The organism is Aliarcobacter sp. (assembly GCF_041672065.1).
In the GTDB taxonomy this organism is placed as follows: Bacteria; Campylobacterota; Campylobacteria; order Campylobacterales; family Arcobacteraceae; genus Aliarcobacter; species Aliarcobacter skirrowii.
This window is the reverse complement of sequence record NZ_JBAZAH010000047.1, coordinates 1-13436: the sequence shown is the minus strand read 5'-3', so window position 1 is coordinate 13436 and position 13436 is coordinate 1. Positions and strand designations below refer to the sequence as shown.

14 protein-coding genes are annotated in these 13436 nt (G+C 28.1%); 10 read left to right on the top strand and 4 right to left on the bottom strand.

All coding sequences use genetic code 11. The features are described 5' to 3' along the window. The 6 genes from napG to WC168_RS07415 form a co-directional block, all read left to right on the top strand. Positions 1-603, top strand: a 603-nt coding sequence (gene napG, locus WC168_RS07440) for a ferredoxin-type protein NapG (RefSeq protein ID WP_372618449.1), incomplete at its 5' end; no start/stop codon positions are given. Beyond that, positions 596-1402: a quinol dehydrogenase ferredoxin subunit NapH gene (napH, locus tag WC168_RS07435; RefSeq protein WP_066162619.1), complete on the top strand. Its 807-nt coding sequence runs from the start codon at positions 596-598 to the stop codon at positions 1400-1402. The genes napG and napH, both read left to right, overlap by 8 nt. Further along, positions 1399-2010, top strand: coding sequence for a nitrate reductase cytochrome c-type subunit (locus WC168_RS07430; protein ID WP_372618446.1), 612 nt, complete (start codon positions 1399-1401; stop codon positions 2008-2010). The genes napH and WC168_RS07430 overlap by 4 nt, the downstream gene beginning before the upstream one ends. A 2-nt stretch (positions 2011-2012) precedes the next feature. Beyond that, entirely contained in the window at positions 2013-2492 is a 480-nt protein-coding gene (locus WC168_RS07425; protein WP_066162624.1) for a ferredoxin-type protein NapF, read from the top strand. Then, positions 2485-3432, top strand: a complete 948-nt coding sequence (locus tag WC168_RS07420; RefSeq protein ID WP_372618444.1) for a WD40 repeat domain-containing protein — start codon at positions 2485-2487, stop codon at positions 3430-3432. Before WC168_RS07425 ends, WC168_RS07420 begins: the two co-directional genes overlap by 8 nt. A gap of 11 nt (positions 3433-3443) precedes the next feature. Continuing rightward, the gene (locus tag WC168_RS07415) at positions 3444-3830 is read left to right on the top strand and encodes a chaperone NapD (RefSeq protein ID WP_066162630.1); all 387 of its coding nucleotides are present in this window, start codon (positions 3444-3446) and stop codon (positions 3828-3830) included. Between the two features lie 330 nt (positions 3831-4160). Here WC168_RS07415 and serS read toward each other — a convergent pair whose 3' ends face one another. After that, positions 4161-5402 (bottom strand): serine--tRNA ligase, encoded by a 1242-nt coding sequence (serS, locus tag WC168_RS07410; RefSeq protein ID WP_372618442.1) that lies wholly within the window; start codon positions 5400-5402, stop codon positions 4161-4163. Positions 5403-5557: 155 nt separating this feature from the next. Between serS and WC168_RS07405 the strand changes: the two genes are divergently transcribed. Further along, positions 5558-7594: a TonB-dependent receptor domain-containing protein gene (locus tag WC168_RS07405; RefSeq protein WP_372618440.1), complete on the top strand. Its 2037-nt coding sequence runs from the start codon at positions 5558-5560 to the stop codon at positions 7592-7594. A 251-nt stretch (positions 7595-7845) separates the two neighbouring features. Here the strand turns inward: WC168_RS07405 and WC168_RS07400 are convergent, their stop codons facing one another. From WC168_RS07400 to WC168_RS07390, 3 genes are read right to left on the bottom strand one after another with little or no spacing between them, the layout of a single operon-like run. Next, the gene (locus WC168_RS07400) at positions 7846-8034 is read right to left on the bottom strand and encodes a hypothetical protein (protein WP_372618438.1); all 189 of its coding nucleotides are present in this window, start codon (positions 8032-8034) and stop codon (positions 7846-7848) included. Positions 8035-8044: 10 nt separating this feature from the next. Continuing rightward, positions 8045-8884 carry a universal stress protein gene (locus tag WC168_RS07395; protein ID WP_066162640.1) on the bottom strand — a complete coding sequence of 280 codons (840 nt, stop codon included), beginning with the start codon at positions 8882-8884 and terminating at the stop codon, positions 8045-8047. Continuing rightward, complete coding sequence (locus WC168_RS07390; RefSeq protein ID WP_372618436.1) at positions 8885-10381, bottom strand: SulP family inorganic anion transporter; 1497 nt, start codon at positions 10379-10381, stop codon at positions 8885-8887. It abuts the gene before it with no gap. Between the two features lie 176 nt (positions 10382-10557). Here WC168_RS07390 and trpS point away from each other — a divergent pair, with 176 nt between their 5' ends. From trpS to WC168_RS07375, 3 genes are all read left to right on the top strand, one after another. Continuing rightward, the gene (trpS, locus tag WC168_RS07385; protein ID WP_372618434.1) at positions 10558-11523 is read left to right on the top strand and encodes a tryptophan--tRNA ligase; all 966 of its coding nucleotides are present in this window, start codon (positions 10558-10560) and stop codon (positions 11521-11523) included. A 49-nt stretch (positions 11524-11572) separates the two neighbouring features. Then, positions 11573-12376: an ion transporter gene (locus tag WC168_RS07380; RefSeq protein WP_066162649.1), complete on the top strand. Its 804-nt coding sequence runs from the start codon at positions 11573-11575 to the stop codon at positions 12374-12376. Between the two features lie 12 nt (positions 12377-12388). Next, a partial coding sequence (locus tag WC168_RS07375) for an AI-2E family transporter (protein WP_372618431.1) occupies positions 12389-13436 on the top strand: 1048 nt, incomplete at its 3' end.

Here is a 13436-nt window from a genome sequence, read left to right as displayed (position 1 = left end):
GAGGCATGCCCTTTTGATACACTAAAATTGGCAAAACCAGGGGATAATTTACCTTTGGGAACTCCATATTTTGTACCAAGAGATATTCCTTGTTATATGTGTGTTGATATTCCTTGTGTTCCTATTTGTCCAACAGATGCACTTGATGAAAAACTTGTAAAAGATTCAAATAATGCATTTGAGATAAGACAAATGGAGATGGGAGTTGCAGTTGTAGACGTAAAATCTTGTGTAGCTTTTTGGGGAATTCAATGCGATGCTTGCTATAGAGCTTGTCCACTTTTAGGTGAGGCTATAAATATAGTATATGAAAAAAATGAAAGAACAGGTAAACATGCATTTTTAAAACCTGTTGTAGATAGTGATATTTGTACAGGTTGTGGACTTTGTGAAAAAGCTTGTATTACTGAAAAACCAGCAATTTTTGTACTTCCACGAGAAATTGCACTTGGAAAAGTTGGTGACCACTACATAAAAGGTTGGGATGAATCAGATGAGCAAAGATTAAAAAATGCAACATCAGAAAAGACAAAAACAGACATAAGCAAAGAGAGTGCAATTGACTCATTAAATAAAGGGACACAGGAGTTACTAAATGATTAAAAAATATAGATTTTTAATTGCTAGAAGATTTACACAACTCTCTATTATAGCTTTATATATTTTGGCAAATATTTATGGGATTAACTATTTAATGGGGAATTTAAGTAGCTCTTTGGTTTTAGAAACAATTCCTTTAAGTGATCCATTTGCAGTTTTACAAATGATTTTTGCAGGAGCAGTTATATCTTTTGATATAGCATTGGGTGCTTTAATTATTTCAATTTTCTACTTTACTCTTGGAGGAAGAGCGTTTTGCTCTTGGGTTTGTCCTGTAAATATAATTACAGATAGTGCAAACTTCTTAAGAAGAGTTTTGAAATTTGATGAAGTTCAAAAAAAACAACCAGCAACTAGAAATTTAAGATATTGGCTAATTTTAATTAGTTTTATAATCTCTTATTTTATGGGCGTTGCAGCTTTTGAATTGATTTCTCCTGTATCAATGGTTCATAGAGGTTTAATCTTTGGACTTGGATTTGGACTTGCAACAATGATTGTAATATTTTTGTTTGATCTGTTTGTTTTAAAAAATGGTTGGTGTGGACATATTTGTCCTCTTGGTGGATTTTATTCACTAATTGGAAGATTTAGTCTAATAAGGGTTCATCATAATCACAATAGATGTACAAACTGTATGAAGTGTAAGGTTGTATGCCCTGAAATACAAGTTTTACATATGATAAATAAAAGTAGTGAAGCTGTAGTTGATGAGTGTACAAATTGTGGAAGATGTGTAGAAGTGTGCGAAGATGATGCACTAAATTTCGATTTAAGAAAATATATAAAGGAGAAAAAATGAAATTAGTAAAATTTGCTTTAATTTTAATTATTGCAGGAACTTTTACTGCTTGTTTTAATAGTGACAATAGTCAAACTAAATCTCAAGAGAATAAAAGTTTTGGACTAAGAGATGCTGATTTACTTGATGAGACTAAAGTTGTATCAGATGAGACTAAATATTTGACTGATCCAGCAGGAGCAAGTACAAAAATTAAAAGAGCTTTTGAGAATGCTCCACCAATGATTTCTCACGATGTAGAAGGAATGCTTCCAATTACAATTGATAATAATCAATGTATCATGTGTCATGATCCAATGTTAGCTGAGTCTATGGGAGCAACTGCTATTCCAAAATCTCATTTTACTAACTTTAGAGAAGATGTAAATATAGATAAAAAAGGTCAACTTCAAAGAGATGGAAAAATAGTAGAAAATAGTAGTGATATAAAAACTGTTGTAAAACCACTTGACCACCTATCAAATGCTAGATTTAACTGTTCAGCTTGTCACGCTCCTCAGTCTCAAAGTGAAATTGTACCTAAGAATAATTTTGTAACAGAGTTTAGAAGTAGTGATTTAAATGATAAATCAAATCTACTTGATGTAATAGAAGAAGGCGTTAAATAAATATGAATAGAAGAGAGCTTTTTAGCTCTCTTGCTAAACCTTTTAAAAAAGAGCAAGAGAGTATTATTAGACCTCCTTATTATAAAAATAGAGATATTTTTTTCACAAATTGCATAAAATGCTTAGAAAAAAGTTGTAGTGAAGCTTGTGAAGAGAATATTATTTATATTTTAGAAGACCAAACTCCTAGTTTAAACTTTTCAAACTCAGGTTGTACATATTGCGATCTTTGTGCAAAAGCTTGCAATATGGAAGTTTTAGATATAAAGTATAAATCAAATATAGATGCAAAAATTCAAATAGATACTAAAACTTGTCTATCTTGGAATCAAACTATGTGCTTTTCATGCAAAGATCCTTGTTTAGAAAATGCAATAAGTTTTGAGGGTATTTTTAAACCTATTATAAATGACAACTGTACAAGTTGTGGATTTTGCATAAAAGTTTGTCCAACTAACTCTATAAAGGTTTTAAATGTTTAAATTTTTTATATTTTTCACTCTTGTTATCTTTTTAAATTCAAAAGAGTTAAAGCCAGAATTTTTTTTAGAAATTGATGGAATGGCAACTGATTTTGTTGTTGAAAAAGAGAGAATATTTATTGCGAGCTCTAAAGGAAAGGTAGATATTTTTGATATAAGCAAAAAAGAGTTTCAACAATCTATAAAAGTTCCAAATATTAAAGATTTTATGCAAGAGATTATTGAGTCAAAAATTTATAGCGTTGATTTTTTAAATGAAAAAGTATTAATTCTATCTCAAGGAGAAAATGGTGGAAGAGATATATTTATTTATGAAAATGGAAAATTAAACAATATTGTAAGTTCAAAAAATAGACTTTTTATTGCAAAAGCAAAATTTTTGGATGATGAGCATATTATTTATGCACTTTTATCAAATCAAATATTTTTATATGATATAAAAAACAGTAAAATACTCAAACAGACTCAAGTTTCTCAATCATCTTTTTCAGATTTTACTCTAAGCAGTGATAAAAAAAGTTTTGTTACTACAGATGAAAGTGGTGTAATAACACAATTTGAATCAAAAAGTTTGAAAAAACTAAAAGAGTTTAAAGGTCAAAATGTAGATAGAGTTTTTCAAGTTGATATTAAAAAAGATACTATTTTAGGAACTGGACAAGATAGAAGAGCATCTTTTTATTTTACAAACTCTAAAAAATCTTTTTATAAATCATTTGATTTTTTAGTTTATACAGGAGCTTTAAGTCCTAGTTCTAAACTAGCTTGTATCTTACTTAATGAAAATAATGATGCTGTTGTTTTTGACATAGAATCAAAAGAGGATAAATTTATCTTGACCGAAAATAGAGCAATTTTAACAAAAATTCTATTTTTAAATGAGAATCAAATTGTTATCTCAAGTGATGATTCTAGAATAAATTTTTATAATCTTAATTAAAGGAAGAAAAAATGAATATCTCAAGTATAGTTGTAACAACTTTACCAAAAAATTTAGAAAGTGTGATTGAAAATCTTAAAAAATCAGGTGTTTGCGACTATCATATGCATGATGAGAAAGGAAGAGTTATAATTACAATAGAGGGTGAAAATGTTGAAGATGAACTTAAAAAACTAAAAGTCATTGAAGCAATTCCAAATGTAATAACTGCTGATATGCAGATGAGTTATAGTGAAGAAGAGCTTAGCCGTCATATGCAAGTTTTAGAAAATTCAGATGCAGTTCCAAAAGTTTTAAATAATAAAGATATCAATGTTGAAGATATTGTTTATAGAGGCGATTTAAAAAGAAAAGATTTAATAGGTTTTGCAAAAGAGTTTGATAAAAAAGAGCTTTAAATTAAAAAAACTTTTGGAAAAATTTTAAATTTTGGAAGAAAAGTAGCATTAAAATAGCAAACTTTAAGTTTTGTAAGAGTATTATTTCACTGATCAAGAGATTTTACCAAACTTATCTCTCCTTAGTTAAAATGTAGCAATTTTAAGGTAAGGTCTCTTAAAAAGGTCGTTCTATTAAAATCTTAGGTTATGAAAAAGTATTATAGAATTTAAAACCTAAGTATCCAAAAGGGGTCTCTCTCAAGCCCCTTTTTTCTCCAAAGAAATTAAAGAAGATTTTATTTTTTAAGAGCAACTCCTAAGCTCTTAAAAAACTGTACATTTTTTATCTTATTTTAAATATGGTTTTAATACCTCAGGAATTTTCACACTTCCATCAGCTTGTTGATAATTTTCCATAATAGCAACCAAAGTTCTTCCAACTGCTAAACTTGAACCATTTAAAGTGTGTGCTAATATATTTTTTTTATCATCTTTGTATCTAATTTTTGCCCTTCTAGCTTGAAAATCTCTTGTATTTGAGATTGATGAGATCTCTCTATATCTATTTTGTCCTGGAAGCCAAACTTCTAAATCTATAGTAACTGCCGCTCCAAAACCTAAATCTCCACTACAAAGTTTAACTTTTTGGTGAGCTAAACCTAAAGAGCTTAATAAATCACTAGCACACTGAACCATCTTTTGAAAAACTTCATCTGATTGCTCTTGTGATGTAATAGCAACCATCTCAACCTTATCAAATTGATGTTGTCTAATCAATCCTCTTGTATCTCGCCCTGCACTTCCTGCCTCTTTTCTAAAACAAGGAGTGTAAGAAGTAAGTAAAAGTGGTAGTTCACTTTTATCAATAATTTCATCATTATATAAATTTGTAAGACTAACCTCAGCAGTTGGAATTAAATATAGATCTTCACCCTCTATTTTGAATAGATCTTCTTCAAATTTTGGAAGCTGTCCAGTTCCTACAAGCATATTTGAATTTACCATAAATGGAACATACCACTCATTAAATCCTCTTGCTCTATTAAAATCAAGCATATAGTTTATTAAAGCTCGCTCAAGTCTAGCACCATCACCTTTTAAGGCTGTAAATCTTGATTTTGCTAGTTTTACACCTCTTTGAAAATCCAACCAATCACATGATAAATCCCAATGCTCTTTTGGCTCAAAACCGAAGCTTGGTCTCTCTCCAACTACTTCTAAAATAACATTTTCATTCTCATCAACTCCAAAAGGAACATCCTCATCAGGAAAATTTGGAACTGTTAAAGCAAGTGCAGATAACTCATCCTCTAAAACTCTAACTTCATCTTCAAGCTCTTGTTTTTTTAACTTTAAACTATTTATCTCTTCTTGAAGTTTTGTAGTATCAAGATTCTCTTTTTTATATCTTGGAAACTCTTTTGACAAAACATTTTGTTTTGCTGTTGTCTCTTCTTGCTCTTGTCTTTTTATCTTTGTTTTCTGTGCTAAAACTTTAAGAGATTCTAAAATATCTTTAGAAACTCCTTTTTTCTCTAAAAGTTGGCTACTTTTTTCAAAATCATTTTGTAATAGTTTTATATCAATCATATAGGCTCTTTTTTAAATTTTTGGGCAATTATATCTAAAAAAGCAAATATTTAGGCTGAAAATTTTAGTAACTCTAAGATGCAACTAAGTTGCAAAAAAGTATTATTCCAATTTGCAACTTAGTTGCAATAATATTTACACATAAAAGGAATATAATGAAATCTAATATTAAAGCTACAATAACTCTATCATTTATATTAGCTTCTGATTTAGCTTTTGCACAAAATATCGCTTTGCAAAAAGTTACAATAGAGGAGAAAAAAGAGATAGAGACCAACACTATGCAAATAAATATGCAACAAGTTGAACAAAGTCAAGCAAACTCTTTTAAAGAGATACTAAACAACAACTCCTCTATTGAGATTGGTGGTGGTGCTATAAATGTACAAAGAGTCTATTTAAGAGGAATTGAAAGCTCTAATTTAAACATATCACTAGATGGTGCAAAACAGGGTAAAAATATGTTTCAACACAGAAGCAATGAGCTTGGAATAAATCCTGATTTACTAAAAGTTGTGGATATAAAAACATCAAACGATGCTTCAAAAAGTGAAGCTCTTGGGGGAAGTATACAGATGAGCACAAAAGATGCTCAAGATTTTGTAAAAGGTGATAAAAAAAGTGGTGCAATTTTAAAAACAGGATATAACACAAATGCAAATCAAAAACATGGGAGTCTTATAGCTTATTCTGTTTTTGAGAATAATTTGGGAGCTTATATTAGTGTTAGTGGATTAAATAGTGATGATTATAAAGATGCCAATAAAAATAAAGAGATAGCAACAGCCTATAAAGATAGAGATTATCTATTTAAGCTTAGTTTATTAGATTCAAATAATCATGATTTAAGATTAACTATAAATCAAAATGAGAATAGTGGTAATACAAGATGGAGAGGAACAGAGTATAGACCAAAACCTGAAGAGCTTGAAAAAATAGTTTCAACTACTACAAATTACACTTTAAATCACACATATAATCCAAACAATTTAGTAAATTTAAATACAAATTTAAATCTTACAGATATAAGTTTAAAAAGAGAAGAGCCAAAAAATAATTTAAACATTAGATTAGATGGAACAAGAGAGTATGAAAATAGAAATATTGGATTAAAAGTTCAAAATCACTTTGATTTTGATATATCTTCGACAACAAATAGAGTATCTATTGGAGCTGATTATCAAAAAGAGCATGGAAAAGGTAGTTTTGAACCACATAATTTAGATAAAGCTGTTACAAAATACTCTGATTTAGATTCAGAAAACAGAGCTTTGTTTTTTCAAAATAGAACTACAATTGGCTCTTTAGGGTTTGATTATGGTTTAAGATATGACTACTATACTTTTGAAACTGGACTTGGAAAACAAAGTGATGATACATTTTCTCCAAATATTGGTATTGATTATGAAGCTACACAAAACTCTTTGATTTATGCAAACTATGGAAAAGCTAGTAGAATGAGTAGCATAATTCCATTTACTTGGGCACTAAATACAAAAATTGGTTCAACTTACTCAAAAGATTTAAAAGCTGAAAAATCAAATAGATATGAACTTGGTTATAAATATAGTAAAAAAGATACTTTTTTAAGTGATGATTATCTATCTTTTAATGCAAATATTTTTCAAACAAATATTAAAGATTTAATTGTATCAGGTGCAATTGGTGGTGGAAGTGGAGAAGGTGGAAGAACTTTAGAGGATATTTATAATAGAGATGATGAGTTTAAATCAAAAGGTTTTGAACTAAAACTTATATACAACTACGATATTTTTTCAACATCATTTGCTTATACACAAATTGATACCAATGCAAAAAATATGGATACAAATGGAACAATTTATAATGAAGATCAAAATATAAGAAGAGTTGGTGGATACGATAGCAAAAAATTTGTTTTTAATGGTGGGGTTGAAATAATAGAGAATTTAAATATTAACTATATTTTAAATGCAGTTGCCAAAACTGATGTTTTAGATAGCAATAATAATGAGATAAGAAGAGCTGGTTATACAACTCATGATATAAATTTAGAGTATAAATTAAAAGATTGGACTCTATTCTTTGCTATTAATAACTTAACAAATAAACAATACGCAAAAGCGACAACAATATCTACAAAAAATCAAGCAGATGTTTATAGATATGAGATGGGAAGAGATTATAGATTTGCTCTTAAATATGAGTTTTAAATTGTTTGAGACATATAAGAGGTAAATTTATTTACCTCTTTAATTTTATCATTTAAATAATTTTTATCATTTGTATCTTCGGATAATTAAGCAATATTTTCATTTATAATCAATGCCATTTGTTTAAATTCATCATTACTTGAAAGTTCTATTTTATTTACTTTTGTTTTTTTATCATTTAAATATTTAAAAATACTTCAAGTTTTACCTCTTTTGTCTGCACAATTGCATCTGTATATGCAACTGTAGAGTTATTTAATAAAGTTTTTTGTAAATCTAAAATACTGCCTTAAATTATATAAAGGGTTTATAATATTATTTTGTAAAGATAAAACAGCTTGAGATTTACTATGTACATTTTTTAAAATAACATGATTCTCTTCACTTATATTAATAGTTTTATACCCTAAAATAAAAATTGTATCTATAAAAAATAGCAAAAAAATCGATTTATCTAAAAAGTAACAAAGGAACCTTTGATTTTAAAATCATATTTGTTGTAAAACTTCCAAAAATTGCACTTCTAAATCTATTATGGCTATATGCTCCCATAGCTATAATATCAGCGTTTATGCTTTGTTGATAATTTAAAATAGCTTCTAATTTATCTCCACTTAAAGATAATATTTCAGAATCTATATTTGCATTTTTGAATATCAAACTAGCTTCATTTAAAACTCTATTTGAATCATTTTTATCACTATTTACATTTACAATATATCTTTTTGTATTTGGAAATATTGGATTTTTTACGGCAATATCAATAGATTTTTTAGCATAAAGACTCCCATCATATGCCATTAAAATAGATTTTATAGGTTTAAATTCACTATTTACAAGCAAGATTGGAATATTTAAAGTTCTAATCAACTCCTCAACATTAGATCCAATATCTTTACTATTTTCGCCATTTAAACCAATAATTGCAATTTTTAAATCACTTCCTAACTCATCCAAAGTTTCATATAAAGTTCCATGTCTTTGAAGAGTTGTAAAATTTGAGAAATTTTTTGATTTAACATACTCTTGCATCTGTTTTAAAATAACTTTACCTTTTAAAATCTCCTCTTGACTTCTTTTAGCATCTTCATCAACTAACATCTCAAGTAGTACATCTTTTGCACCAAAACCAATATTTCCTGAAAAATCAACTAGATTTGAAATTTTTGAATGTTCAACTACATTTAGTAAAACAAGAGGTAAATTAAGATTTTTTGCTATAAAAACTCCATAATCACAAACTGCTTTTGAAAAATCTGAACCATCAATGCAAACTAATACTTTATTCATTTACTCTCCTTTAATTACTTTTTCTACCATTTTAGCTTTATCATGAACACCAAATCTATCAATTATAGTTTTACTTGCTTCATTTTGTCCAACAACTTCAACAATAGCACCTTCTCGTCTTAGTTTTATTACTGCTTTATCAAGTGCATAAACAGCAGAAATATCCCAAAAATGAGCTTTAGAAACATCAATAATTACTCTATCTAAAACCTCTTTAAAATTAATGCTTTCATAAAATCTATCGGCACTATTAAAAAATATTTGTCCTACAAACTTATAGGTTTTAACACTTTTATCTTCATTATATGAAGTTTCACAAGACATAAAGTGTGAAATCTTATTTGCAAAAAATAGTGAGGCAAAAAGAACTCCTGTTATTACCCCATAAGCTAAGTTGTGAGTATAAACAGTTACTATAACAGTTGAAAGCATTACAATATTTGTAGAGAGTGGTAGAGTTTTTAAATTTTTTATTGAAGCCCAATCAAATGTTCCAATAGAGACCATAATCATAACTGAAACCAAAGCAGCCATAGGAATAATAGAGATAATATCACTTAAAAATACAACCATTATAAGTAAGAAAAAACCAGCTATAAATGTAGATAACCTTCCTCTTCCTCCTGATTTTACATTTATAATTGATTGTCCAATCATTGCACATCCAGCCATTCCTCCAATACAACCAGATGCAATATTTGCAACTCCTTGACCTCTTGCTTCTTTTGTCTTATCCCCTTTTGTATCAGTTAGTTCATCAACTATTGTTGTTGTCATAAAAGTCTCTAGTAATCCAACAACTGCTAAAGAGAGAGAGTAAGGCAATATAATCCATAAAGTTTCTAAATTAAAAGGAACATCAGGCCATAAAAATATAGGTAAAGTATCAGGAAGTTCTCCCATATCTCCTACAGTTCTTACATCCCAAGCTACAAAATATACAAAAATAGTTAAAACAACAATTGTAAGCAAGGGAGATGGAACTATTTTTCCTATTTTTGGAATATATGGAAATAAGTAGATTATTCCAAGACCTGCAATTGTTAAAGCATAAACATGCCAAGTTACATTTGTTAGTTCTGGAAGTTGAGCCATAAATATTAAAATTGCTAAAGCATTTACAAAACCAATTACAACAGCTCGTGCGACAAAACTCATAAGCTTAGCAACTTGCATATATGCCAAAATTATTTGAATAACACCTGTTAAAATTGTAGCTGCAAGTAAATATTGAAGACCGTGTTCTTTTACAAGAGTAACCATTAAAAGTGCCATTGCTCCTGTTGCAGCACTAATCATTGCAGGTCTTCCACCAACAAAAGATATAACAACTGCAATACAAAATGAAGCATAAAGTCCAACTTTAGGATCAACTCCTGCTATAATTGAAAAAGCAATTGCTTCAGGTATTAGTGCAAGAGCTACTACAAGACCTGAAAGAGTATCACCTTTTATATTTGAAAACCATTCATTTTTGTTGAAATACCTTTTTATCATATAGTTCCTTATCGATTTAAATTAAATGAAAGTTAATTTTATTGAAATAAATAAAAGGCAAGAATTGTACTAAAAAAAAATTAAGCCCCCTTTAATAGATTTACTAATGCTTTTAGCTACTTTTGATATAATCGCTTCAAATAAAATAAATTTTTAACTATTTAAAAGGATTTAATTTGAGAATTTTATCAGGAATTCAACCCTCAGGAACAATTCATATAGGAAACTACTTTGGTATGATAAAAAAGATGATAGAGTCACAAAATGAAGGTGAACTATTTGCTTTTATAGCTTCATATCATGCATTAACTAGTGTAAAAGATAAAGAGTTTTTAGAAAAAAACTCTTATGAAGCAGCAATTAACTTTTTATCTTTAGGAATGGATGTTGAGAAATCAACATTTTGGATACAACACGATGTTAAAGAGGTACTTGAACTTTACTGGATTTTATCAAATCATACTTCTATGGGATTATTAGAGAGAGCTCACTCATATAAAGATAAAACTTCAAGAGGAATTAGTGCAAATCATGGACTTTTTTCATATCCAGTTTTGATGGCTGCTGATATTTTACTATTTGATTCAAATATTGTTCCAGTAGGACGTGATCAAATACAACATGTTGAGATGACAAGAGATATTGCAATATCGTTTAATCATGCATACAAAAAAGATATTTTTGTTTTACCAACTGCAAAAGTAGATGAAAATGTTGCAACAGTTTTAGGAACAGATGGGGCTAAAATGAGTAAATCATATAATAACACAATTGATATGTTTACAACTCCTAAAGAGCGAAAAAAACAGGTTATGAAAATAGTAACTGATTCAAAAGAGCTTGATGAGCCAAAAGAGTGGCAAAACTGCAATATTTATAATATTTCAAAACTATTTATGTCTACAGATGAACTAAAAAATTTACAAAAAAGATATGAAACACCAGGCGAAGGATACGGTCACTTTAAACTTACACTTCTTGAAAAAATAGAGGAGTATTTTAAACCTTATGAAGAAAAAAGAGCAAAACTTTTAGAAAATCCAAAAGAAGTGAGAGATATTCTATCTTTTGGAGCAAGTAAAGCAAGAAAAATAGCAAGTGAAAAAATAAGAGAAATTAGAGATATAGTAGGCTTAATTTAAATCTATAGTTTTTTAATCTATTATTTCAAAAAAATTTTAAAGAAGCTTTATGTATCATAGAGTTAAAAATATCGTAGATAGTTCATTTTTCTCAAAGTTTATTATCTATTTGATAGTTTTAAATGGTATTACAATGGGTTTAGAGACTTCAAAAACTTTTATGCAAAGTTATGGAGCTTTTACAACTTTATTTAATCAAATTGTTATTACAATTTTTACAATTGAGATTGCTTTGAGAATTTATGTTCACAGAGTATCTTTTTTCAAAGATCCTTGGAGTCTGTTTGATTTTTTTGTTGTAGCAATATCTTTAGTTCCTACAAGTTCAGGATTTGAAATACTAAGGGTTTTAAGAGTTTTAAGGCTATTTAGACTTATCACTGCTGTTCCTCAGATGAGAAAAATAGTTTCAGCACTAATTAGCGTAATTCCAGGAATGTTATCTGTAATCGCTTTAATGACGCTATTTTTTTATATTTTTGCAATTATGTCAACACAACTTTTTGGAGAGAAATTTCCACAGTGGTTTGGAACATTAGGTGAGTCATTTTATACTCTATTTCAAATTATGACTTTGGAATCTTGGTCTATGGGAATTGTACGACCTGTAATGGATGTTTATCCTTATGCTTGGGTTTTCTTTGTTCCTTTTATATTTGTAGTAACTTTTGTAATGATAAATTTAGTTGTAGCAATAATTGTTGATGCTATGGCTATTTTAAATAAAGAAGAGGAACAAAATATAATAGATGAGATACAATCTCAAGACAATAACATAAACAAAGAGATTAAAGAGTTAAAAAATGAGATTAGTGAACTTAAACTTTTACTAAAAAATCATTTAGAAAAATAAAAGGATAAACAGATGATGGATGCAATAAATTTAAAAAACTATTTTTTCTATTTTGCTAGTTTTGTAATAATTATTGCTGGAGTTAAAATGGCAAGCGAAGTAGTAGTTATACTATTTTTAGCTATTTTTATATCTTCTATATTCTCATCTGTTTTAAGCCTATTAAAAAAGAGAAAAATACCAAAAATAATCTCATATTTGCTTTTAGCTTTGATTGTTTTAATAGTTGGATTTATGTTTGTTTATGTAGTAAATATATCTTTAAAAGATTTTTTAACAAATCTTCCACTATATGAGGAGAAATTAAAAAATTTAGTTTTAAACTCTATACATCTTATGCAAAATTATGGATTTGAAATAGAGATTGATAGAATAAAAATAATGGAAGCCCTAAATTTTGGCTCTTTTTTTGGTCTTACTAAAAATGTTATTGGAAGCATAGGAGCTTTTTTATCTCAATTTTTATTGGTAATTATTGGAGTTGCATTTATTCTAGCAGAGTCAAAATCTTTTCAAACAAAACTAAAAGTAATATTTAGAAACAATGCAAAAAATCTTGAACACTTTAATCTCTTCTCATATAACATTCAAAAATATTTTGTAGTTAAATCTTTTACAAGTTTTCTTACAGGATTTATAGTTACTTTGATGTTAATATTTTTTGGAGTTGATTATCCAATATTGTGGGGAGTTATAGCAATGTTATTTAATTTTGTTCCAGTAATTGGTTCAATAATAGCTTCAATTCCTGCAATACTTTTAGCTTTGATGAATCTTGATATTGCATCAACTATATGGGTAATTGTACTTTATATGGTAATTAATATCTCTATTAGCAATATTTTAGAGCCAAAACTGATGGGGAAAGAGCTTGGATTATCACCTTTGGTAATATTTTTCTCTTTAATTTTTTGGGGTTATATTTTGGGAATTGTTGGAATGTTTTTGGCAGTTCCAATTACTATGACTCTAAAAATATCTTTTGATTCAAACTCAAATAGCCGTTGGCTTGGTATTTTAATGTCTAATTTATCAAGAAAAAAATCTAAATCTAAATCTT